The organism is Kribbella sp. NBC_00382, assembly GCF_036067295.1.
GTDB lineage: Bacteria > Actinomycetota > Actinomycetes > Propionibacteriales > Kribbellaceae > Kribbella.
The window spans coordinates 7,472,976-7,495,738 of sequence record NZ_CP107954.1; the positions used below are offsets into that span (position 1 = coordinate 7,472,976).

General features: G+C 68.5%; 23 protein-coding genes. 7 read left to right on the top strand and 16 right to left on the bottom strand.

Translation table 11 applies throughout. The annotated features are described in order from the left end of the window. Position 1: 1 nt before the first annotated feature. Genes carB through pyrR form a run of 6 tightly spaced genes read right to left on the bottom strand, consistent with a single transcriptional unit; the run spans position 2 to position 7,799 of the window. Complete coding sequence (carB, locus tag OHA70_RS35135) at positions 2 to 3,316, bottom strand: carbamoyl-phosphate synthase large subunit (protein WP_328325181.1); 3,315 nt, start codon at positions 3,314 to 3,316, stop codon at positions 2 to 4. Further along, positions 3,316 to 4,449 (bottom strand): glutamine-hydrolyzing carbamoyl-phosphate synthase small subunit, encoded by a 1,134-nt coding sequence (gene carA / locus OHA70_RS35140; protein ID WP_328325183.1) that lies wholly within the window; start codon positions 4,447 to 4,449, stop codon positions 3,316 to 3,318. Before carA ends, carB begins: the two co-directional genes overlap by 1 nt. Further along, positions 4,446 to 4,934: a PH-like domain-containing protein gene (locus tag OHA70_RS35145; RefSeq protein WP_328325185.1), complete on the bottom strand. Its 489-nt coding sequence runs from the start codon at positions 4,932 to 4,934 to the stop codon at positions 4,446 to 4,448. The genes carA and OHA70_RS35145 overlap by 4 nt, the downstream gene beginning before the upstream one ends. Then, a complete protein-coding gene (locus OHA70_RS35150; RefSeq protein ID WP_328325187.1) occupies positions 4,931 to 6,223 on the bottom strand; it encodes a dihydroorotase in 1,293 nt (430 codons plus the stop codon). Before OHA70_RS35150 ends, OHA70_RS35145 begins: the two co-directional genes overlap by 4 nt. Then, on the bottom strand, positions 6,220 to 7,170 hold the full coding sequence (locus OHA70_RS35155) for an aspartate carbamoyltransferase catalytic subunit (RefSeq protein WP_328325188.1): 951 nt from the start codon (positions 7,168 to 7,170) through the stop codon (positions 6,220 to 6,222). The genes OHA70_RS35150 and OHA70_RS35155 overlap by 4 nt, the downstream gene beginning before the upstream one ends. Then, complete coding sequence (gene pyrR, locus OHA70_RS35160; RefSeq protein WP_328325190.1) at positions 7,167 to 7,799, bottom strand: bifunctional pyr operon transcriptional regulator/uracil phosphoribosyltransferase PyrR; 633 nt, start codon at positions 7,797 to 7,799, stop codon at positions 7,167 to 7,169. The genes OHA70_RS35155 and pyrR overlap by 4 nt, the downstream gene beginning before the upstream one ends. A 207-nt stretch (positions 7,800 to 8,006) precedes the next feature. Between pyrR and bldD the strand changes: the two genes are divergently transcribed. Then, positions 8,007 to 8,519, top strand: a complete 513-nt coding sequence (gene bldD / locus OHA70_RS35165; RefSeq protein ID WP_026163359.1) for a transcriptional regulator BldD — start codon at positions 8,007 to 8,009, stop codon at positions 8,517 to 8,519. Between the two features lie 273 nt (positions 8,520 to 8,792). Here the strand turns inward: bldD and nusB are convergent, their stop codons facing one another. Both nusB and efp read right to left on the bottom strand, forming a co-directional pair. Continuing rightward, entirely contained in the window at positions 8,793 to 9,203 is a 411-nt protein-coding gene (gene nusB / locus OHA70_RS35170; protein WP_328325194.1) for a transcription antitermination factor NusB, read from the bottom strand. 24 nt (positions 9,204 to 9,227) lie between these two features. Next, positions 9,228 to 9,791, bottom strand: a complete 564-nt coding sequence (gene efp / locus OHA70_RS35175) for an elongation factor P (protein WP_328325196.1) — start codon at positions 9,789 to 9,791, stop codon at positions 9,228 to 9,230. Positions 9,792 to 9,940: 149 nt separating this feature from the next. On the opposite strand from efp, the gene OHA70_RS35180 reads away from it, so the two are divergent. Beyond that, positions 9,941 to 10,810 (top strand): hypothetical protein, encoded by an 870-nt coding sequence (locus OHA70_RS35180; protein WP_328325198.1) that lies wholly within the window; start codon positions 9,941 to 9,943, stop codon positions 10,808 to 10,810. Here the strand turns inward: OHA70_RS35180 and fxlM are convergent. After that, positions 10,803 to 12,047 (bottom strand): methyltransferase, FxLD system, encoded by a 1,245-nt coding sequence (gene fxlM, locus OHA70_RS35185; protein ID WP_328325200.1) that lies wholly within the window; start codon positions 12,045 to 12,047, stop codon positions 10,803 to 10,805. The genes OHA70_RS35180 and fxlM overlap by 8 nt on opposite strands. Before the next feature lie 4 nt (positions 12,048 to 12,051). Further along, positions 12,052 to 12,549, bottom strand: a complete 498-nt coding sequence (locus OHA70_RS35190; protein ID WP_328325202.1) for a MarR family winged helix-turn-helix transcriptional regulator — start codon at positions 12,547 to 12,549, stop codon at positions 12,052 to 12,054. Positions 12,550 to 12,628: 79 nt separating this feature from the next. On the opposite strand from OHA70_RS35190, the gene OHA70_RS35195 reads away from it, so the two are divergent. Continuing rightward, the gene (locus OHA70_RS35195; protein WP_328325204.1) at positions 12,629 to 13,612 is read left to right on the top strand and encodes a DMT family transporter; all 984 of its coding nucleotides are present in this window, start codon (positions 12,629 to 12,631) and stop codon (positions 13,610 to 13,612) included. After that, entirely contained in the window at positions 13,497 to 14,135 is a 639-nt protein-coding gene (locus OHA70_RS35200; protein ID WP_328335274.1) for an NAD(P)-dependent oxidoreductase, read from the top strand. Before OHA70_RS35195 ends, OHA70_RS35200 begins: the two co-directional genes overlap by 116 nt. Positions 14,136 to 14,203: 68 nt before the next feature. Here OHA70_RS35200 and OHA70_RS35205 read toward each other — a convergent pair whose 3' ends face one another. The 3 genes from OHA70_RS35205 to OHA70_RS35215 form a co-directional block, all read right to left on the bottom strand. After that, the gene (locus OHA70_RS35205; protein WP_328325206.1) at positions 14,204 to 14,884 is read right to left on the bottom strand and encodes a response regulator transcription factor; all 681 of its coding nucleotides are present in this window, start codon (positions 14,882 to 14,884) and stop codon (positions 14,204 to 14,206) included. A 244-nt stretch (positions 14,885 to 15,128) separates the two neighbouring features. Continuing rightward, positions 15,129 to 15,575 carry a type II 3-dehydroquinate dehydratase gene (gene aroQ / locus OHA70_RS35210; RefSeq protein WP_328325208.1) on the bottom strand — a complete coding sequence of 149 codons (447 nt, stop codon included), beginning with the start codon at positions 15,573 to 15,575 and terminating at the stop codon, positions 15,129 to 15,131. 58 nt (positions 15,576 to 15,633) lie between these two features. Continuing rightward, the gene (locus tag OHA70_RS35215) at positions 15,634 to 16,221 is read right to left on the bottom strand and encodes a TetR family transcriptional regulator (RefSeq protein WP_328325210.1); all 588 of its coding nucleotides are present in this window, start codon (positions 16,219 to 16,221) and stop codon (positions 15,634 to 15,636) included. Between the two features lie 71 nt (positions 16,222 to 16,292). Between OHA70_RS35215 and OHA70_RS35220 the strand changes: the two genes are divergently transcribed. From OHA70_RS35220 to OHA70_RS35230, 3 genes are read left to right on the top strand one after another with little or no spacing between them, the layout of a single operon-like run. After that, the gene (locus OHA70_RS35220) at positions 16,293 to 18,311 is read left to right on the top strand and encodes a HelD family protein (protein ID WP_328325212.1); all 2,019 of its coding nucleotides are present in this window, start codon (positions 16,293 to 16,295) and stop codon (positions 18,309 to 18,311) included. Positions 18,312 to 18,330: 19 nt separating this feature from the next. After that, positions 18,331 to 18,963 (top strand): RNA polymerase sigma factor, encoded by a 633-nt coding sequence (locus tag OHA70_RS35225; protein ID WP_328325215.1) that lies wholly within the window; start codon positions 18,331 to 18,333, stop codon positions 18,961 to 18,963. Further along, positions 18,960 to 19,907: a hypothetical protein gene (locus OHA70_RS35230; RefSeq protein WP_328325217.1), complete on the top strand. Its 948-nt coding sequence runs from the start codon at positions 18,960 to 18,962 to the stop codon at positions 19,905 to 19,907. The genes OHA70_RS35225 and OHA70_RS35230 overlap by 4 nt, the downstream gene beginning before the upstream one ends. Here OHA70_RS35230 and aroB read toward each other — a convergent pair. The 3 genes from aroB to aroC are packed head-to-tail and all read right to left on the bottom strand — an operon-like array spanning position 19,900 to position 22,732. Then, positions 19,900 to 21,030, bottom strand: coding sequence for a 3-dehydroquinate synthase (gene aroB / locus OHA70_RS35235; RefSeq protein WP_328325219.1), 1,131 nt, complete (start codon positions 21,028 to 21,030; stop codon positions 19,900 to 19,902). The two genes, OHA70_RS35230 and aroB, sit on opposite strands and share 8 nt — an antisense overlap. Beyond that, complete coding sequence (locus OHA70_RS35240; protein ID WP_328325220.1) at positions 21,027 to 21,530, bottom strand: shikimate kinase; 504 nt, start codon at positions 21,528 to 21,530, stop codon at positions 21,027 to 21,029. The genes aroB and OHA70_RS35240 overlap by 4 nt, the downstream gene beginning before the upstream one ends. Then, complete coding sequence (gene aroC / locus OHA70_RS35245; RefSeq protein ID WP_328325222.1) at positions 21,527 to 22,732, bottom strand: chorismate synthase; 1,206 nt, start codon at positions 22,730 to 22,732, stop codon at positions 21,527 to 21,529. Before aroC ends, OHA70_RS35240 begins: the two co-directional genes overlap by 4 nt. Positions 22,733 to 22,763 lie beyond the last annotated feature (31 nt).

The window sequence follows — 22,763 nt, forward strand, 5'->3', positions numbered from 1 at the left end:
CTCAGACCTCACCGCGGATGCGGCTGGCCCAGTCCTGCAGACTCCGTACTCCGATATCGCCTGCCTGCTGTGCTTCGATGCCCTGTACCGCCGCGCCCAACCCCTGGACCGTAGTGATGCAGGGGATGTTGCGGGCGACCGCGGCGCTGCGGATCTCGTACCCGTCGAGGCGGGGTGAGCCGTCCTTGGTGATGCCGATCGGGGTGTTGACGATCAGGTTCAGCTCGCCGTCCTGGACCATCTGGACGATCGTCGGCTCACCGTTCGGGCCCGGGCCCTGGCTGCTCTTGCGGACCGTGACGGCCTGCACGCCGTTGCGGCGCAGTACGTCCGCGGTGCCCTCGGTCGCGTAGATCTGGAAGCCGAGATCGGCAAGCCGTTTGACCGGGAAGATCATGTGCCGCTTGTCCCGGTTCGCGACCGACACGAACACCTTGCCGGCCGTGGGCAACGGCTGCGAGGCGCCGGCCTGCGACTTGGCGAACGCAGTACCGAAGGTGGTGTCGATACCCATCACCTCACCGGTCGACCGCATCTCCGGCCCGAGCACCGTGTCCACGGACGAGCCGTCGATGGTCCTGAACCGGTTGAACGGCATCACGGCCTCCTTGACCGCGATCGGCGTCGAGGTCGGCAGCGTGCCGCCGTCGCCGACGGCCGGGAGCATGCCCTCGGCCCGCAGATCGGCGATGGTTGCCCCGAGCATCACCCGGGCGGCCGCCTTGGCCAGCGGCGTCGCGGTCGCCTTGGATACGAACGGGACGGTCCGCGACGCCCGCGGGTTCGCCTCCAGCACGTAGAGCACGTCTCCGGCCAGCGCGAACTGGATGTTCAGCAGACCCCGTACGCCGATGCCGCGGGCGATCGCCTCGGTCGACTCCCGGATCTTCTGGATATCCGCACTGCCCAGCGTGATCGGCGGCAGTGCGCAGGACGAGTCGCCCGAGTGCACCCCGGCCTCCTCGATGTGCTCCATCACGCCACCGAGGAACAGTTCGTCGCCGTCGAACAGCCCGTCGACGTCGATCTCCACCGCGTCGTCGAGGAAGCGGTCGATCAGGACCGGGTGCTCCCAGTTGGCGGAGAGCGCTCCACCGCTGAGCCGCTCGAGCGCGGCGGTCAGCTCGGCGTCGGAGTACACGATCTCCATGCCGCGGCCGCCGAGTACGTACGACGGCCGGACGAGTACCGGGAAGCCGATCTCGGCGGCGATCTCCTGGGCCTGCCCGAACGACATCGCGGTGCCGTGCTTGGGCGCCGGCAGGTTCGCGTCGGACAGCACCTTGCCGAAGGCGCCGCGCTCCTCCGCCAGGTGGATCGCCTCAGGTGAGGTACCGACGATCGGTACGCCGGCGTCGCTGAGCCGCTGAGCCAGGCCGAGTGGGGTCTGGCCACCCAGCTGGACGATGACTCCGGCGACCGGGCCGGCCTGCATCTCGGCGTACACGATCTCCAGGACGTCCTCGCAGGTGAGCGGCTCGAAGTACAGCCGGTCGGAGGTGTCGTAGTCGGTGGAGACCGTCTCGGGGTTGCAGTTGACCATCACCGTGCAGTAGCCGGCGTCGCGCAGCGCCATCGACGCGTGCACGCAGGAGTAGTCGAACTCGATGCCCTGGCCGATCCGGTTCGGGCCCGAGCCGAGGATCAGCACGGCCGGAGTCTCCCGCGGCGCGACCTCGGTCTCCTCGTCGTACGACGAGTAGTGGTACGGCGTGGTGGCCGCGAACTCGGCGGAGCAGGTGTCGACCGTCTTGAAGACCGGCCGGATCCCCAGCGCCTGCCGGACCCCGCGGACGACGTCCTCGGTCAGATCGCGGATCTCGGCCAGTTGCAGGTCGGAGAACCCGTGCCGCTTCGCCAGCCGGATGATCTCGGGCGTGAGCCGCGGTGCGGCCGCGATCTGGCCGGCGGTCTCGTGGATCAGGTACATCTGGTCCACGAACCACGGGTCGATCTTGGTCGCGTCGAAGATCTGCTCCGGCGTCGCGCCGGCCCGGATCGCGTCCATGACGGTCCGCAGCCGACCGTCGTGCGGCGTCTTGATTGCCTCCAGCAACGACTCCAGGTCGGTCGACGGAGCGCCGAGCCAGGAGAACCGGGCCTCGGGCTTCTCCAGCGACCGGAGCGCCTTCTGCAGCGCCTCGGTGTAGTTGCGGCCGATCGCCATCGCCTCGCCGACGCTCTTCATGTGCGTGGTCAGCGTGGCGTCCGCGGCCGGGAACTTCTCGAACGCGAACCGCGGCACCTTGACCACCACGTAGTCCAGCGTCGGCTCGAAGCTGGCCGGGGTCTTCTTGGTGATGTCGTTCGGGATCTCGTCCAGCGTGTAGCCGATCGCGACCTTGGCGGCGATCTTGGCGATCGGGAAGCCGGTCGCCTTCGAGGCCAGCGCGCTCGACCGGGACACCCGCGGGTTCATCTCGATCACGATCAGCCGGCCGTCGGCCGGGTTCACCGCGAACTGGATGTTGCAGCCGCCGGTGTCGACGCCGACCTCGCGGATGATGCCGATGGCAAGCGTCCGCATGGTCTGGTACTCGCGGTCGGTCAGCGTCATCGCCGGCGCGACGGTGACCGAGTCGCCGGTGTGCACGCCCATCGGGTCGACGTTCTCGATCGAGCAGATGATCACGACGTTGTCCGCCTTGTCGCGCATCACCTCCAGCTCGTACTCCTTCCAGCCGACGATCGACTCCTCGATCAGCACCTCGGTGGTCGGGCTGGCGGACAGGCCGGCGCCGGCGATCCGGCGCAGGTCCGGTTCGTCGTACGCCATCCCGGAGCCGACGCCGCCCATCGTGAACGACGGCCGGACGACCAGCGGGTAGCCGAGCTGGTCGGCCGCGGCGAGCACGTCGTCGAGGCTGTGGCAGATCACCGAGGTGGCCGTCGAGGCGCCCAGCTTCTCGACGATCTGCTTGAACGACTCGCGGTTCTCACCGCGCTGGATCGCGTCGACGGAGGCGCCGATCAGCTCGACGCCGTACTTCTCCAGCACCCCGTTCTCGTGCAGCGAGATGGCCGCGTTCAGCGCGGTCTGGCCGCCCAGGGTCGCGAGCAGGACGTTCGGGCGCTCCTTCTCGATCACCTTCTCGACGAACTCCGGCGTGATCGGCTCGACGTAGGTCGCGTCGGCGAACTCGGGGTCCGTCATGATCGTGGCCGGGTTGGAGTTCACCAGGATGACCCGGAAGCCCTCCTCCTTCAGCACCCGGCAGGCCTGGGTACCGGAGTAGTCGAACTCGCAGGCCTGGCCGATCACGATCGGGCCGGATCCGATCACCAGCACCGATTCGATATCTGTACGGCGTGGCATCAGCTACGACCCTCCATCAACTCAACGAAACGATCGAACAGGTAGGCGGAGTCGTGCGGACCCGCGGCTGCCTCTGGGTGGTACTGGACCGAGAAGGCCAGCGGCTTGCCGTCCTTGCCGGTCAGCTTGAGCCCCTCGACCACGTTGTCGTTGAGCGAGACGTGACTGACCTCGGCCGTTCCGTACGGCGTCTCGACAGTGCTGTCGAGCGGCGCGTCGACCGCGAAGCCGTGGTTCTGCGCGGTGATCTCGACCTTGCCGGTGGCCCGGTCGAGTACCGGCTGGTTGATCCCGCGGTGCCCGTACTTGAGCTTGAAGGTGCCCAGCCCGAGCGCCCGCCCGAAGACCTGGTTGCCGAAGCAGATCCCGAAGTACGGCTTGCCGCGCTGCAGCAGCTCCTTGAGCAGCGTGGTCGGGTGCTCGGTGGTCTCGGGGTCGCCCGGTCCGTTGCTCATGAAGATGCCGTCCGGGTTCACCGCCAGCACCTCCTCCAGCGTCGCCGTGGCGGGTAGCACGTGCACCTCGATGCCGCGCTCGGCCATCCGCTTCGGCGTCATCGACTTGATCCCGAGGTCGAGCGCGACGACCGTGAAGCGCTTCTCACCTTCAGCCGGTACCACGTACGCCTCGGTGGTGGTGACGTCGGCGGCCAGGTCGGACCCGGCCATCGGCTGCTGCTCCAGCACCTTCCGCAGCAGTACCTCGGGGTCGAGGATCTCGGTGGAGATACCGGCTCGCATCGCGCCGCGCTCGCGGAGGTGGCGGGTCAGCGCGCGGGTGTCGATCCCGGAGATGCCGACGATGCCCTGACCCTTGAGCTGGTCGTCGAGGGACCGGGTGGCGCGCCAGTTCGACGGCACCCGGGCGGGGTCGCGGACGACGTACCCGGCGACCCAGATCCGCTGCGACTCGTCGTCCTCGTCGTTGACGCCGGTGTTGCCGATGTGCGGCGCGGTCTGGGTGACGATCTGGCGGTGGTACGACGGATCGGTCAGCGTCTCCTGGTAGCCGGTCATCCCGGTGGTGAACACCGCCTCGCCGAAGGTCTCGCCGGTGGCCCCGTACGACGTGCCGGCGAACGCGCGGCCGTCCTCGAGGACCAGCAGGGCGGCTTGGGTTGCGGCCTGGCTCATTGCTCGGCTCCGATCAGGGTCGAGATGGATTCGGTCAGCGGGGCGGTGTCGGCCTTGCGCCGGGGGCGGAAGCCGGTGTCGAGCTCGTGGCCGTCGTGCGTCCAGGTGACCACGACCAGCCCGGAGGCCTCGGCGGTGACCTTGCCCGCGATGCCGCGGTCGGTCCGGACGCCGGTCAGGTGGTCGACGGGGATGAACACGTCCGCCGCGCCTTGCCGATGGAAGATCAGGCCGGCCTCACTGACGGCCAGGTCCGCGGTGCTGCGGACTCCGAGTTCGTGCACGGCGATCCGGTCCATCCAGTCGCCGGCGGTCGTCGTGGCCACGTACACGCCTTCGACGCCCTTCACCTTGCCCTCCGGCACGGCCGGCAGCGGGGCCAGGTCGGCCTGCCGCCGCTGGCGGTTGCGCCAGCCGCGGTACATGCCGAACCAGCCCACGCCGATGATCGCCAGCGTGCCGATGATGCCTAGAACGGTCTTCACTTCGTGAGCTTCCCGTCCAGCACGGTCGGCTCGCCTCTGAGGAACGTCGCAGTGACCTTGCCTGGCAGCTTCATCCCGGCGAACGGCGTGTTCCGCGACAGCGACGCGGTCTCCGCCGGTACTACGGTCCGCTCCGCGGCCGGGTCGACCAGCACCAGGTTGGCGGGCGCACCGACGGCCAGCGGCTGCCCGTGCTCGGTGATCTGTCCGATCGCGGCCGGCCGGTAGCTCATCCGGTCGGCGAGGTCGGCCCAGGTCAGCAGCTTGGTGTCGATCATCGCGTGCTGGACAACGCTCAGCGCGGTCTCCAGCCCGGTCATCCCGAACGCGGCCGCGCTCCACTCGCAGTCCTTGTCCTCGACCGGGTGCGGCGCGTGGTCGGTGGCGACGATGTCGATCGTGCCGTCGGCCAGGCCCTCGCGGACGGCCTCGACGTCGGCCTTGGTCCGCAGCGGCGGGTTCACCTTGTAGACCGGGTTGTACGACGCCGCCAGGTCCTCGGTGAGCAGCAGGTGGTGCGGCGTCACCTCAGCGGTGACCTCGAGGCCCTTGGCCTTGGCCGCGCGGACGATGTCGACCGAGCCCTTGGTGGACAGGTGGCAGATGTGCAGCTTCGAGCCGACCAGCGCGTTGAGCATGATGTCGCGGGAGATGATCGACTCCTCGGCGACGCTCGGCCAGCCGGTCAGCCCGAGGACGCCGGAGAGCGCTCCCTCGTTCATCTGCGCGCCCTTGGTCAGCCGCGGCTCCTGCGCGTGCTGGGCGATCGTGCCACCGAAGGCCTTCACGTACTCGAGGGCGCGGCGCATCAGGGCCGCGTCCCAGACACAGTCGCCGTCGTCGGAGAACACCCGGACCCGGGCGGCCGAGTCGGCCATCGCGCCGAGCTCCGCGAGCTGGGTGCCCTGGCGGCCGACCGTGACAGCGCCGATCGGGTAGACGTCGGCGTATCCGGCCTCGCGGCCGAGGCGCCAGACCTGCTCGACCACACCGGCGGTGTCGGCGACCGGGTCGGTGTTGGCCATCGCGAAGACCGCGGTGAATCCGCCCAGTGCGGCGGACCGGGTGCCGGTGAGAACGGTCTCGGCGTCCTCGCGGCCGGGCTCGCGCAGGTGGGTGTGCAGGTCGACGAGCCCGGGGAGCGCGATCTGCCCGGTCGCGTCGATCCGCTGCACATCGTCCGGCGCGTCGAGCTCGTTGCCGATGGCCACGATCTCGCCGTTGTCGAGCAGCAGATCCGCCACCTCGCCACCGATGATGCTGGCGCCCGTGATCAGGTACGCGGTCATGCCTGGGTCTCCTCTGTGGGGTTGCTGGTGTCGTTACTGCCTGAGAGCAGCAGGTAAAGCACGGCCATCCGCACCGCCACGCCGTTCGTGACCTGTTCGACGATCACCGAGCGGGTGGAGTCGGCGACCTCGGCGCTGATCTCCATGCCGCGGTTCATCGGGCCGGGATGCAGCACGATCGCCTCGTCGGGCAGCTGAGCCATCCGGTGCACGTCCAGGCCGTACCGGCGGGTGTACTCCCGGGCGCTCGGGAAGAACGCGTCGCCCATCCGCTCGCGCTGCACCCGCAGCATCATCACGGCGTCGCTCTTGCCGAGAGCGCCGTCCAGGTCGTATGACGTGGTGCACGGCCAAGTGGTCATATCGACCGGGAGCAGCGTCGGCGGGGCGACCACGGTGACCTCGGCGCCGAGCGTCGAGAGCAGCAGCACGTTCGACCGGGCGACCCGGCTGTGCAGGACGTCGCCGACGATGGTGATCCGGCGGCCGTCGAGCGAGCCGAGGTGGCGGCGCATCGTGAACGCGTCCAGCAGGGCCTGGGTGGGGTGCTCATGGGTGCCGTCGCCGGCGTTGACCACCGAGCCGTTCAGCCAGCCCGACGTCGCCAGCAGGTGCGGGGCACCCGACGAGCCGTGCCGGCAGACGACGCCGTCGGCGCCCATCGCCTGCAGGGTCAGCGCGGTGTCCTTGAGGCTCTCGCCCTTGCTCACGCTGGAGCCCTTGGCGGAGAAGTTGATCACGTCGGCGGACAGCCGCTTGGCGGCCGCCTCGAACGAGATCCGGGTCCGGGTGGAGTCCTCGAAGAAGAGGTTCACCACCGTGCGGCCGCGCAGGGCGGGCAGCTTCTTGATCGGCCGGTCCGCGAGCGAGCGCATCTCCTCGGCGGTGTCCAGGATCAGGTTCGCCTCATCGCTGGACAGATCTCCAGCACTCAGCAGATGCCTCACTTCGCCACAGCTCCCGTCTTGTCGGCCGCAGTCTTGTCGGCGATCAGTACGGCGTCGGTTCCGTCGTACTCGGTCAGGTGGACGGTGACCCGCTCGACCAGCGAGGTGGGCAGGTTCTTGCCGACGTAGTCCGCGCGGATCGGCAGCTCGCGGTGGCCGCGGTCGACCAGGACGGCCAGCTGGACCGCCTTCGGCCGGCCGATGTCGCCGATCGCGTCCAGCGCGGCGCGGATGGTGCGCCCGGAGAACAGCACGTCGTCGATCAGTACGACGACCTTGCCGTCGATCCCGCCGGGCGGGATGTCGGTGTGCTCGAGTGCCCGGGCGGGTTTGAGGCCGATGTCGTCGCGATACATCGTCACGTCGAGTGACCCGGTCGGTACGCTCCGCCCTTCGACGGCCGCGATCCGCTCCGAGATGCGGGTCGCCAGACCCACCCCTCGGGTGGGAATGCCGAGCAGGACGACGGGGTCGGCACCCCGGTTGCGCTCGAGGATCTCGTGCGCGATCCGGGTCAATGCCCGGGATATGTCGGAAGCATCCAGCACTGTGCGGGGTACAGCCTTGTCCTGGGGTGCGGAAACTTGTGCACTTTCGGACTCGGACTGCGGTACCGAGGCAGGGCTCATCGCTACCGTTCCTCCTTTCCCGCCTCTCTGGACGGGTCTTTAAAGGACGTTCGGACCGCTTGACATGGTATCGGAAGTGACACGCCGTCTTGACGCTGGCCTCGCGACCAGAATATTGTTACTCTGTGTAACCGTGGGGGGTTTCACCAAAAGGCCCACTACCGGGCTACCCGAAGTAACGACCATAAGTCGGAGGGAAGAACCAGCGTGCCTAGCGAATACGCGAAGACACTGGGCGGCAAGTTGCGCGCCATCCGCCAGCAGCAAGGTCTGTCGCTGCACGGCGTGGAAGAGAAGTCCAAGGGTCGCTGGAAGGCGGTCGTCGTCGGCTCGTACGAGCGTGGCGATCGGGCCGTCACCGTCCAGAAGCTCGCGGAGCTCGCCGATTTCTACGGCGTGCCGATCCGTGAGCTGCTTCCTGGATCCGCCAGCGCGGCTGCAGCGGCTGCTGCACCGCCGAGGCTGATCCTCGATCTGGAGGCTCTGCAGCACCTCGACGCGAGCGAGGCCGGTCCGCTCACGCGGTACGCGGCCACGATCCAGGCTCAGCGCGGGGACTACAACGGCAAGGTGCTGTCGATCCGTCAGGACGACATGCGCACCCTCGCCGTGATCTACGACGAGTCGCCGACGACTCTGACCGAGCGTTTCATCTCCTGGGGAGTGTTGAACCCGGAGGCGAAGGGTGACGTCGAGGAGTCCGAGGCAGCCGGCGCCTGAGCGGCGTCCGGTAGACGGCGAGACAAGACGGTCGGGGCTCGTAGCAGCTTGCCCGCGGCCGCCTGCCCGCCTCTCCACACGGAGACGGGCCACCAGCAGGACGTAGTACCGGAGTACCGGCTTTTTCAGTATGAACAGCGCTTTTTCGTTAGGCGCAACACCAGGCCGGGGCCGTTCCCCCCGAGCCGACGAACGGGGACGCTGAGAAGGCCCGGCACCGCACTATGGCGGTACCGGGCCCGTTGTGCTTTCTGAGGCCGTGAAGGGGTGTTTTTAGACGCCCAGCGTGGGTTTGAGCTGCAGCAGCCGGGCCAGCAGCCCGTTGACGAACGCCGGCGACTCGTCGGTGGACAGGTCGCGGGCCATCGAGACGGCCTCGCTGACCGCCACCACGTCCGGCACCTGCTCGTCGAAGAGCAGCTCGTAGGCGCCGATCCGCAGGATGTTGCGGTCGACGGCCGGCATCCGGTCCAGCGTCCAGCCCACCGAGTGGGCGCCGAGCAGCTCGTCGATCGCCTCGATGTGCTCGGACACGCCCTCGACCAGCGCCACGGTGAACTCGTTCACCGGCGGGTCGTTGTCAGCCACCCGGTCGGCCAGGGTGCCGCCGACCGGCAGCCCCCGGACCTCCGACTCGTAGAGCACGTCGAGGGCGCGCTTGCGGGCCTTGCTACGGGCAGACATGTTCTGTTGTCCAGCTCTCGGGGGTCAGGACGTGACGCGGCCGAGGTAGTCCCCGGTCCGGGTGTCCACCTTGACCTTCTCGCCGGTGGTCAGGAACAGCGGGACGTTGATCGTGTAGCCGGTCTCCAGCTTGGCGGGCTTGGTGCCGCCGGTGGAGCGGTCGCCCTGCAGGCCGGGCTCGGTGTACTCGACGGTCAGCTCGACCGAGGCCGGGAGCTCGACGTACAGCGGCAGCTCTTCGTGCACCGCGACGATGGCTTCCTGGTTCTCGAGCAGGAAGTGCGACGCCTCACCGACCACCTCGGCGGTGATGTGGACCTGCTCGTAGGTGGAGCTGTCCATGAAGACGTAGGAGCCGCCGTCGTTGTACAGGTACGTCATGTCGCGCTTGTCGACGTTGGCCACCTCGACCTTGACGTCGGCGTTGAAGGTCTTGTCGACGACCTTGCCGCTCAGCACGTTCTTGAGCTTGGTGCGCATCACGGCGCCGCCCTTACCGGGCTTGTGGTGCTGGAACCAGACGACAGACCACAGCTGCCCATCCAGGTTGAGCACCATGCCGTTCTTGAGGTCGTTCGTCGATGCCACGCGGGAAATCCCCTTTGAAAAGTCTGAGTGAAAGTGATCAGCGGTACGCAAGATTGTAGCGGTCGGTACCGGGTTGTTCCGACTCCTGGTCTCCGGGGGCTCTACGCTGGGCATCACGCAGTATCCAGACCGCGCCCTGGAGGCATCCGATGACGGGCTTCATCATCTTCGTGGTCCTGATGATCATCTTCGGATTCGGACGGAACGCGGCCAACAAGCAGAAGAAGTCCGGCCAGCCGAGCCCGCGCGTACAGGCGCTGATGGCGAAGATCCAGGCCCAGCAGGCCGCGAGCCAGGCGCCGGTCCAGGGGCAGTACACGCAGCCCGCGTCGGGTCAGCCGCTGCCGGATCCTCAGCAGAGTGGGCGGGCGCAGAGCAGTGCACAGCTCGCCGGGATGCTGCAGTCATTGCTCCAGGCGGGTCAGCAGGCAGGGCAGCGGCCGGGAGTGCCGGTTACTCAGTACGCTCCCCCGGTTCAGTTCCAGCCCGCGCCGAGTCAGTACGAGCAGCCTGCGACCGGGCAGTACCAGCCGGCGCCGGTTCAGCAGTACCAGCCGACGCCGAGTCAGTACGCGGCCCCTGGCCAGTTCCAGCCGCAGTGGCAACCGCAGTACCAGCAGCACCATGCGGAGCACAGCCTGCCGGCGCCGAACAGCCCGCTGGAGAACCGAGTGCGCGAGCTGATGAAGTCCGGGAACGAGGTGCCGGCGATCCGGCTGCTCTGCGACGAGCAGGACCTCGGCATCATCGAGGCCCAGAAGTACGCGCGCAGTCTGATCGCCCCGGCCGCGAAACCTGGTCAGGCAGCCTCGGACGGCGATCGCCCGGAGCGGGACGTGGACGAGAACCGGTACGTCGGTTCGGCGGCGTTCGCCGAGTCGGTCTTCGATCTGGACCGGGACGAGAACGTCTGGGCCAGCGGCTGGGTCGAGAAGCCCGAGCCCGACGACCGGTCGGACATGGATGAACTGTGGCAAACCGTCCGCAACGCCGGACGCCCGACCACCCCGCCTAGCTGACGCCCCCACACTCCTTTGGCCAGCCCGGCCAGGTGAGGGTCAACTGGTTGTGTCGCTTGAGGAGATGGAAGCCGGGCGGCAGCTGAGCCAGCGGCCGGCCCGCCGGGTCGATCCGCAGCGTCGGGCCTTTGCCGCGGCGGAGGTGTTCGTTCCAGCTACGAACCTGGTCGACGAGTAGCTCGGCGAAGTCTTGCCCGGCCGGGCCATGGGCGTTGGCGCCGAGTTCGACGAAGTCCGGGTCGGCCGCCGGACGAGCGGTGAGGTAGCCGAGCGAGGTGCTGGACGCCATCGCGGATGCTCCCCAGCGTGGGACCGGGGCAACGATTCCCTTCTTCAAGGCACGTGGCTCGGCGCTGAGGACGCAGTACCCGGGGATGGTGCTCGCGAGCCAGAGGTCTAGGTCGGAGAGCGGTTCCTCGCGGTTCATCAGCACGCCGGACCAGGCTGACGCCTTCGGCTGGTCGAGCACCCGCTCGGGCGGTACCGGTTCGGACTCCTGGTCCTCGTCGAAGGTCAGGCTGACCAACTCGCCGTGCAGCGGGACGTACTGCTCGTGGCCCGCGCCCGCACCCTGCATGTTGACGAAGCCGCAGACGGTCATCGACCTGCTCTCCAAGGACTCTTCGAGCAGATCGAAAGCGATCGACCGGGTCTGCGACCGGAACCTCAGCGGTACGACGATTCGCCCGCCCGGCGCGAGCTGGTCCACCCAGGCAGGTGCGAGGTCCCACGCGGTGACGGTGACGATGATGCGGTCGTAGGGAGCGCTCTCCGGGCCGCCGAACTCGCCGTCGGTGCGCAGTACGCGGACGTCCGGATAGCCGGCCGCGTCCAGGGTCTCCCGCGCGCGGATCGTCACGTCCTCGTCGATGTCGATCGTGGTGACCTCGCCGGCCGGACCGACCAGCTCGGCCAGCAGGGCCGCGTTGTAGCCGCCGGAACCGATCTCGAGCACGCGATGACCGGGCCGCACGTCGGCCTGCTCGAGCATCAGCGCGACCACGGTCGGCTGCGAGACCGAGCTGATCGCGACGCCGGACTCGTCGCGCTTCATCAGGACGACGTCGTCGGTGTACGCGATCTCCAGCGGCACCAAGGGGACGAAGAGATGCCGCGGGACCACCCGGAACGCGGCGGCGACCCGCTCGTCGTGGATGGTGCCCTGGTCGACCAGTAGGTCGGTCAACGCCGCGCGCAACGTTCCGGCGTACGGGGAATCGTTGCTTTCGGCATCCATTGGGTCAGTCTGTCGTGTCGCCGAGTGATTCGAGCAGCTTGCGCAGGGTGTCGGCCAACGTCTCGCGTTCGGTCGCCGACAGGCCGGCCAGCAGGCCGTTCTCGGTGTCGATGTGGGTCGGCAGGACCTTGTCGACCAGCTCCAGGCCGGCCGGGGTGAGCGCGACCTGGACACCGCGGCCATCCGTTTCGCTCGGGGTGCGCTTGACCAGGCCGCGCTCCTCCAGCTTGTCGAGCCGCTGGGTGATCGCGCCGGAGGTGACCATCGAGGAGCGCATCAGGCCGGCCGGGGTCAGGCTGTGCTCCGCGTTGCTGCGGCGGAGGGTCGCCAGCACGTCGAAGGAGGCCCGGTCGAGGTCGTGCTTGGCGAAGTTGCGGCGCAGCTCGCCGTCGATCAGCAGGGAGAGTCGCTTCAGCCGGCCGATCACGGCCATCGGCGAGGCGTCCAGATCCGGGCGGCGCTCGCGCCACTGGTCGAGCACTCGATCGACATGGTCTGCCATCTCTCCAGCGTACTGGAAATCGCTTAGCGGTGAGATAAAACACTGGTGAAGTTGCTTAGCGGTGAGATACATTGTCTTAGTGCTAAGCAATCGAGTCTCACTGATCCTCACCACGGCGATCGCGCCGGCGCTGTGGGGAACCACGTACCTGGTCACAACGGAGCTGCTGCCACCGCAGCGTCCGCTTCTCGCCGCCTTCCTCCGCGCACTGCCCGCTGGCCTGCTCCTGGTCGCGATCACCCGACGTCTGCCGCAAGGGATCTGGTGGTGGCGCGCACTGGTACTCGGCGCCCTGAACATCGGCGCCTTCAACGCCCTGCTTTTCATAGGCGCCTACCGACTGCCTGGCGGAGTCGCTGCGACCGTGGGCGCGCTGCAGCCGCTACTGGTCGCCCTGCTCTCCACTGGGCTGCTAGGCGAGCGCTTGACGGTCAAGACCCTGCTGACGGCGACTGCTGGAGTAGCAGGCGTCAGCCTCCTAGTACTGCGCGCCGACGCACGCCTGGACGCCTGGGGCGTTATCGCTGCCCTGGGTGGAGCCGTAGTGATGGCCACCGGCGTAGTACTCAGCAAGCGCTGGGCCTCCCCCGCTCCCCTACTAGCCACCACCGGCTGGCAACTAGTCGCCGGCGGCCTACTGCTCATGCCGGTCGCCTGGCTGGTCGAGGGAGCGCCCCCTGCCTCCTTCACCGCCGCCAACCTCGCCGGCTACAGCTACTTGGCACTCTTCGGCTCCGCCATCGCGTACGCCCTCTGGTTCCGCGGCCTCCGAGCCCTCTCCCCCACCAACGTCACCTTCCTAGGTCTACTCAGCCCAGTAGTAGCCACCACCCTCGGCTGGCTGGTCGTCGACCAGCACCTCACTCCCCTCCAACTCCTAGGCGGCCTGATCGTCCTAGCCGCCCTCATCACCGCCCAACTGAAAAGGACCAGCCATGCGCATCACCATCTTCGGCGCAACCGGAGCAGTAGGCACCCGAACAACCCAGGAAGCCCTCTCCCGGGACCACGAGGTAACAGCAGTCGGCCGGAGCCGTGTACGCCTGGAGATGCTGCCGCCTAGCCATGGACGCACACTCCTCATCGAACAAGGAGATGCATCTGACCCGGCTGATGTCGTCAGGCTGAGTCGCGGGCAGGATGTCGTCATCGGCGCCACCCGACCCCTGCCTGGGCAGGAACACGAGTTGGCGATTGCTGCCAAGGGGTTGACAGCTGGGCTGGCGGGTTCCGCGGTTCGGTTGGTGGTCGTCGGTGGTGCAGCGAGCCTCACGTTGCCTGGCGCTCCGCGGATGACGGTTGTGGACGGCCCCGACTTCCCGCGCGAGCTGCGGCCGATTGCGTTGGCTTGCAACGAGCAGTACGAGGTGGTTCGGGGCAGCGATGACGTGGACTGGGTTTATGTGAGTCCGCCGGCCAGCCTCGAACCCGGCGTACGGACCGGGCAGTACCGGGTGGGGCGGGACGAGTTGCTGGTGGCTCCCGGCGGGGCGTCGTACATCTCGATGGAGGACTTCGCCGTCGCGCTGATCGACGAGATCGAGCACCCGCAGCACCACCGGACCAGGTTCACGGTCGGGTACTGAACGGGCAGTGGCGCTGCACATCAGAGCGCCGGACCGGGTTGGGCCCGGTCCGGCGCTGGGTGGGGCTGCTAGATGAGGCCCTCGCGGAGGGCGTAGGCGACGGCGTGCGAACGGTTCTTGAGCTGCAGGCGGCTGGTGACGTCGTGCAGGACGTTCTTCACCGTCCGCTCCGAGTAGGACAGCGCACGCGCGATCTCCTGGGTGTCCTTGCCGTCGGCCACGAGCCGCAGTACCTGCGTCTCCCGGTCGGACAGCCCGGTGTGGGACAGGCCGCGCGGTGCCAGCACGTGCCGCTGCATGCGCGACACCTGGCCGAGCAACCGGCCCAGCAGGTCAGGCGGCAGGCTGCCATCGCCGGCAGCCGCAGCCTGGAGCAGATGCACGATGCGGTCAGCGGTCGCGTCGGTACGCCGAAGCACACCCGAGACCCCCAGCTCGACCGCGGTCATCAGCGCCTCGTCGTCGATCGTGCTGCCGATCAGCACGGTCCGGCGACAGCCGCGTTGGATAGCCGAGCGCAGTACCTGCACCGCGCCCGCGTCCAGCGAGTCGACCGCGATCAGAGCCACCACTGGCGGGGTGGTGCGCTGGTCGGTCTTGCCCTGCTGCGACTGCGCCTGCTGCGACTCGGCCAGTTCGGCGTCACCGATCAGCACGATCTCCGGACGCTGCCGGAGCGCGTGCACCAACCCGAACTGCGACAGCGGGTCGAGCGCCTTCACCCAGACAGGTATGCGTTGTTGCGTCATGTACGTCACTCCCCCAGAGCGTTTTCGTGGAACGGAACGGATCGAATCCGCAGTCACGTCGAACCCCCAAAATCGTCAATCCCGATCGTGGTCCCCGACCTTCAGCCAGCCTTAAATTTCGGCTGCCGGCCGGGCACCGACTCGATCCAAGAGTCACGCGGGCGCAGTTCACCGACGTCTCATGCCGATCTCTTGTCCATCCGCCCCCGTGAAACAGCCCCTCGGGGAGGTCAGGCCAGGGTGGTCAGAACAGGGTCGTCAGGGCGCGCAGGGCCAGGCGGTAGGAGTCGAGGCCGAAGCCGGCGATGGTGCCGCTGGCGACGGCGGCCACGACGCTGGTGTGGCGGAACTCCTCGCGGGCTGCCGGGTTGCTGATGTGGATCTCGATCAAGGGCGCGGTGCGCTGGGCGCAGGCGTCGCGGAGGGCATACGAGTAGTGGGTGAAGGCCGCCGGGTTGAGGACCACGGGGGTCTTGCTGTCCGCGGCCTCGTGGATCCAGCCGACCAGTTCCGCTTCGTCGTCCGTCTGGCGGACCTCCACCTGGAGGCCGAGCTCGGCACCGGTCTTCTCGCAATCGGCGACCAGATCGGCGAACGTGGTCGCTCCGTAGACGTCGGGCTCCCGGGAACCCAGGCGGCCCAGGTTCGGTCCGTTCAGTACCAGTACGCGGCGTCCGTCAGCATCAGTCACGGGACTCAGAGTAGTGCTCCGAGTCCGCCGTCCCGTTGAAAGACTTCGTACTTGGGCACTATCGGCGGGCGAGCCGGGCATAGGCCTGTTTCGCCTCGGCGACCGCCGTCTTGTAGAGGGTGTCCGCGGTGATGCCGCCGGTGAGCGCGACCCAGTTGCGGCGGGACAGGACCTGTTGGGTCGAGATCAGGTCGGCGGCTGTCAGCTCGTTGGCCAGGCCGCCGCCGAGTGCGTCGGCAAGAGCGGTCTGGTCGGCTGCGACGAACTGATGGACGTGGTTGGCCAGTGCCGGGGTGTGGAGGATCAGGCGGTAGTAGGCGAGGACGCTCGGGGTGTCGTTGAGACCGGTGACCGGATCCCGCCGCTTCAGGCCGTCGACGAAGTGATCGCGCAGCGCCTCGACCGGGTTGGCCGGCGCCGCGGCGACGACGCGCGCTGCCTCGCCGGCGTGATCGGCGATCCGGTGCAGGGCGAGGTCCTGCTTGGTGGCGAAGTACTTGAACAGGGTCGGCTTCGAGACGTCCGCGGCGGCCGCGATGTCCGCCACCGACACCTCGTCGAACCCGCGCTCCAGGAAGAGCTCGATCGCCGCCCGGGAGAGCGCGTCGTGGGTCTGCTGCTTCTTACGGTCCCGCAGTCCGGCCATGCCCTGACGATAGCAAAGTGTTAACCTGGTCAAAGACTTAACCGAGTTAACCTTTTGAGTTTGGTGGGTGGATGCGGGGACTGGACGAGGAACGCGAGTACGCCGGGCGCTGCCGCGTCGCGCTCGAGGCGATGATCGCCGGGGCGCGGCAGAACGTGGTCGTCGGCGAGCTGACCTGGGGTGATCGGTACACGGCCGAGCGGCTCGGCTACTACCTGCGGAGCCTTGCGCAGGAGCTCGGCGACGAGGGGACGGGACCGCCGTTCTTCGGCCTGATCGGCTACGGCGACGACGAGACCGCAGGCGAGCACCGCAACCAGACCTACTACCTCGGCCGCCGGCACATCTCGGATGCCATCGGCCGCCCGCCCCTGGTCATCGACTGGCGTGCCCCGGTCTCAACTTCCTTCTACCGCGCGAGCCCCACAGACCCCCGCGGCATCACCACCCGCCGCCGCTTCGGCTGGTCCACCAGCACCCTCACCGGCTACGAAGACGAACACCTCCAGCAACCAGCCAATCAGTCTTCAGCTCCGGTGTCAGGGATCTTGCGGGCGGAGATCGAGCGGCCTCGGGTGGGGCCGATGCGGGACATCGTGGCGACCATTCAGCCCGAGCAGGATCTGCTGGTGCGGGCCGAGCTGGACGAATCGCTTTGTGTGCAAGGGGCTCCGGGGACCGGGAAGACAGCGGTCGGGCTGCATCGGGCGGCCTACCTGTTGTACGTGCATCGCGCTCGGTTGCAACGCAACGGAGTACTGGTGCTCGGCCCCAACCGGGCGTTCCTGCACTACATCTCGGCCGTACTTCCGACGCTCGGCGAGGTCGATGTCGAGCAGACGACGATCGAGGAGCTGCTGACCGACGAACGGCACCCGATTCGCAGTACGGACGAGCCGGCGACTGCGCGGACGAAGCACGACCCGCGGATGGCCGAGGTGCTCCGGAGAGCGCTCTACGAACGGGTCCGCACACCAGAGGACGCAGTCGTCGTACCGGACTCGTCGTACCGGTGGCGGGTCAACCAGCACGAGTTCGAGCAGATGGTCGTCGACGCGCGGCAGGAGGCGACGGCGTACCTACTCGGCCGGGAGCGGGTGATCTCCCGCCTCGTCGCCGCCCTCCAGCGACAGGCCGAGGCCCGCGGCCAGAACTGCAACGGCATCTGGCTTCGCAAGATGGGCCGCGCGGTAACACCGGCCGTCGACGCGGTCTGGCCGGCCGTCAAAGCCGACGAGCTCCTCGCCGACCTACTCAGCGACCGCGCCCTCCTCGCCAGGGCCGCCGACGAGCTCCTCACCGACAACGAGCAGGGCGCGATCAGCTGGCCGCGCCCCCGCAAACCGAAGAGCGCTCTCTGGACCGCCGCCGACGCCGTCCTGCTGGACGAAGCGAGCGCTCTCCTCGAGCGCGGCCAGACCTACGGCCACGTGGTCATCGACGAAGCGCAGGACCTCTCCCCCATGCAGTGCCGCGCGATCGCCCGCCGCAGCGAACACGGCTCGATCACCGTCCTCGGCGACCTCGCCCAAGGCACGACGCCGTGGGCCACCCGCAACTGGCCCGACCAGCTCGCCCACCTCGGCAAGCCCGACAGTCAGATCGTCGCCCTCACCACCGGCTACCGCGTCCCCGCCGCCGTCGTCGAGCTGGCGAACCGTCTCCTCCACAGCCTCACCATCGACGTCCCGCCGACGAGATCCTTCCGCTCCGACGGCCGCCTGACCATCCAACGGGCAACAGACCTCGCCAAGGCCTGCACGGACGCAGTACGGGCTGCTTTGAAGGAAGAGGGCTCGATCGGCGTCATCGCCGCCGACAACGCGATCGACCACCTCAGAACAGCATTGCGAGAGGACGGCATCGACACGATCGAGCCCGACGGCGACGGCCGGGTAGCGGTCGTCCCGGCTGCGCTCGCGAAGGGCCTCGAGTACGACCACGTCATCGTCATCGAGCCCGCCGCCATCATCGAGGCCGAGCCCCGTGGCCTGAACCGGCTCTATGTTGTGCTCACCCGGGCGGTGTCCAGGCTGGACGTCCTGCACTCTCGCGCCCTCCCGCAGGAGCTGGACGGAACCGGTACCTGACTTCCGGACTCTTCCGGGTATGAGTACACCGATAGTGGGGGTGCTGATGGGAGAGGGCACGGGGCAGGCGGTCGATTCGGATCGGGAGCTGTGGGAACGGCTGCGATCCGCTGACCAGGTCGCCCTGACCGAGCTCTTCCATCGGTACAGCGACGCCGTCTACAACTTCGCGTTCCGCCGGACGAGCTCCTGGTCGCTCGCGGAGGACATCGTCCAGGCGACGTTCACCGCGCTGTGGCGGCGCGCCGGCGAGGGCCGGATCGACGTATTGGCGCTCGACAGCGCGCGCCCGGTGCTGCTGACGATCGCGCGGTACGAGTGCGCCAACGTGACCAGGTCCGGTCGGAGGCTGACTGCTCTGCGCCAGCGGCTCGGTGCCATCGGCGGGTCCACCACCACCCCGGACCACTCCGCGCTGGCCGCCGAGAAGGTCGACGACGAGCGTGCGATGAGCGAGTTGCGCCGGGCCCTGGCGAAGGTACCGGCCGATCAGCGCGAGGTGATCGAACTGGTCGCCTGGTCCGGTTGCTCGATGGCCGAGGCGGCCCAGGTCCTCGGCGTCCCCGAAGGCACCGTCAAGTCCCGCCTGGCCCGAGCCCGCCGCCGCCTCACCGGCCTGATCGATCTCGACACCACGGAAGGCCTGCGATGACCATCACCAAGCCACCTGCCGAACGCCCCCTGCCGAACAAGCAGCAGATCCTCGACAAGATCCTCACCGTTCCGCGCGAGGCGAAGCCCGCCAAGCGCCCGGGCTGGCTGGTTCCCGCGGTCGCCGCCGCAGCCGTCGCTGCCGTCGTCGGCGCCATCCTGATCGTCCCGCAGACCCTGAAGTCCGGCGACCCCACCGTCACCCCCGCGAGCAAGCCCGCTGAATCCGAGGTCTCCCTTGATCTCGGACCACTGTCCAAGGCCGAGATCGCGCAGGTTTTCACCATCTGCAGGCCCTGGGAGAAGCCGTACACCGTTCTGCACGCGCTCAAGATCCGCACTGCCTGGGGAAAGCACGAGGACTGGACGGTGGCCGTCGAGGGACACGATCCCGGTGGCAACGGCATCCCGCCAGGCGACGGGCGGTTGACAGCTTGCAGCGGCTACCCGGTCAAAACCGCTGGAGAGGACCTCGCGAGCCGGGGCATGCGGCTGGAGACCTTCTGGACCACCGTCGGGCCGGCGCTCACCCAGGAAGAGCTCGCGAAGTTACCCAAGGGCGAGAGCATCTTCACGCCCCGCTACGACGACAGCTTCCGGCCCAAGGAGATGATCGAGTTCGAGGCCAAGCCGGGCAAGAAATGGGCCACCCCCCTCTGGGTGCGGGTGCCTCCGGAGGTGGACCGGGTCCGGCAACGCATCCTCATCAACGGAACCCCGCAGCCGCAGTGGTTCAGCAGCAAGGCACTCGACGGCCTCAGCTTCACCCAGGCCTGGCTCGACGCCCCGATCAGCAGGGCGGCGAAGTACCAGGTCGAGGTGCAGTTCCTCGACAAGTCGAACCGGCTGGTCGAGATTCCCGGATCCACCGGCCCCACCACCGTGGTGGACTCCGGCGGATTCGGCTTCAACAAGACCTACAAGAACAGCGACTACTTCAGCTGACCTCGGTGTAGGCGGCGATGAGGAGGCCTGGGTCGGGGGCTTCGAGGATTGTGGGCTTGGCGAGGGCGTCGAGGATCACGAAGCGGAGGCGGTCGGCCCGGGTCTTCTTGTCGAGTTTCATCGCGTCCTGCAGGTGCGGCCACGCGTCGGCGCGGTACTTCACCGGCAGTCCGAGCGATTCCAGTACTGCGCGATGCCGATCGGCCGTCGCGTCGTCGAGCTTGCCCGCCGCTCGGGCGAGCTCGGCGACGAAAACCATCCCGATGCTGATCGCCGCACCATGACGCCACTTGTACCGCTCGACCCGCTCGATCGCGTGCCCGAGCGTGTGTCCGTAGTTGAGCGCCTCGCGCCCGATCTGCCCGCCAGCGGTCGTCGTCTTCTCGCGCAGATCCGCGCCGACCGTGTCCGCCTTGACCTGGATCGCGCGGGCGATCAGTTCCTCGGTGTGCTTGTACGCCGGTGACGCAGCCCCCTCCGGATCCGCCTCCACCAACTCGAGGATCACCGGATCGGCGATGAAGCCACACTTCACCACCTCGGCCAGGCCGCTCACATAATCGTTGCGGGGCAGGGTTTCCAGCGCGGCCAGGTCGCAAAGTACTCCGGCCGGCTCCCAGAACGCGCCGACCAGGTTCTTGCCCTCGGCCGTGTTGATGCCGGTCTTGCCGCCGACGGCCGCGTCGACCATGCCGAGCAGCGTCGTCGGGATGTGCACCACCTTGACGCCACGCAACCAGGTCGCCGCCACGAAGCCGGCCAGGTCGGTTGTCGTCCCGCCGCCGATCGACACGATCGCGTCGGACCGGGTGAAGCCGGCCTGACCGAGCACCGACCAGCAGTACGCGAGCACCTCGGCCGACTTGGCCTCCTCGGCGTCCGGGATCTCGATCGCATGTGCTGTGTACCCGCCGGCGACCAGGTCGTCGCGGATCGCGTCACCGCTGGTCCGCAGCGCACGTGGGTGGATAACCGCTACGCGGCGGACGTCATCGCCCAGCAGGGCAGGCAGTTCGCCGAGCAGATTGTTGCCGATGACAACGTCGTACGGCGAAGCCGCGGCAACCCGGATCCGGTTGGCGCCGGCCGCGTCGACGACCTGCTCCGGCTGGTGGTCGGTCATCCGAGTTGCTCCAGGATCTCGTCGGCGATCTCCTCGGGCGCCCGGCCGTCGGTGCTCACCGTGTGCTTGGCGATCTCGGCGTACAGCGGCCGGCGGGCGTCCATCAGGTTCTTCAGCTGCGTCCTGACGTTGCCCAGCAGCAACGGCCGCGCGACGCCGAGACCGACCCGCTTGGCCGCTTCGCCGACGGAGACGTCGAGGAAGACGACGTTGTGACCGGCCAGATCCGCACGCGTGTCGGGGTCGAGGATGGCGCCACCGCCGAGCGACAGTACGACGTCGTCGGCGCCGAGAGCCGCCACGATCGCCGCCCGCTCCATCGCCCGGAACGCAGGCTCACCCGAGTCCACGAAGATGTCCGAGATCGGCTTCCCCGCCGTGTTCTCGACATCCGTATCGGTATCGCGGTGAGCCTTGCCGAGCTTCGCCGCGATCAGCTCAGCGATCGTCGACTTCCCCGACCCAGGCGGCCCAACAAGAACGACTACAGGAGCGCTCACTCGGCGCTCCACTCGCGGGGGGTGATGGTGCTGGGGAGGCCGGCCAGGTAGCTCTTGTGGTTGCGGGAGGTCTCGCCGACCGAGTCGCCGCCGAACTTCTCCACCGACACATCGGCCAGCACCAGCGCGACCATCGCCTCGGCGACGATCCCCGCGGCCGGTACGGCGCAGACGTCGGAGCGCTGGTGATGCGCCGCGGCCGCCTCGCCGGTGACCGTGTCGATCGTGCGCAACGCCCGCGGCACGGTCGCGATCGGCTTCATCGCCGCGCGCACGCGCAGCGTCTCCCCCGTGCTCATGCCGCCTTCGGTACCACCGGAGCGGCCGCTGGTACGCCGTACCGAGCCACCCTCCGCGACGATCTCGTCATGCGCCTGCGACCCCGGCGTCCGGGCCAGCTCGAAGCCGTCGCCGAGCTCGACGCCCTTGATCGCCTGGATGCCCATCAGCGCACCGGCCAGCTTCGAATCCAGCCGCCGATCCCAGTGCACGTAGCTGCCGAGGCCCGGCGGGAGTCCGTCGACGATCACCTCGACGACGCCACCGAGGGTGTCGCCGGCCTTCTGCGCCTGGTCGATCTCCGCGACCATCTGCTTGCTCGCGTCCGGGTCCAGGCAGCGGACCGGATCGGCGTCTAGCCGCGCGACATCGTCGTACGAGGGAATCACGCCGTACGGCGCCTTGACGGTGCCGAGCTCGACGACATGGCTGACGATCGTCACGCCGTACGCCTGCTGCAGGAACCTCGCGGCGACCTCACCGAGCGCGACCCGGGCCGCGGTCTCGCGAGCACTCGCCCGCTCGAGCACCGGCCGGGCCTCGTCGAACCCGTACTTCTGCATGCCGGCCAGATCCGCATGGCCAGGCCGGGGGCGGGTCAGCGGCGCGTTCCGGGCCAGGTCGGCCAGTACGTCGGGATCGACCGGGTCGGCCGACATCACCTGCTCCCACTTCGGCCACTCGGTGTTGCCGACCTGGATCGCGACCGGGCTGCCGAGCGACAGTCCGTGCCGGAACCCGCCGAGAAAGGTCACCTCGTCCCGCTCGAACTTCATCCGGGCGCCACGGCCGTAGCCGAGACGACGACGGGCCAGGGCGTCGGCCACGTCATCTGTGGTGACCTGGACGCCTGCGGGAAGACCTTCGAGTACGGCGACGAGCGCTTGTCCGTGCGACTCGCCGGCGGTGAGCCAGCGCAACATGCCGCAATCCTCCCATGAGCCCACCCACCGG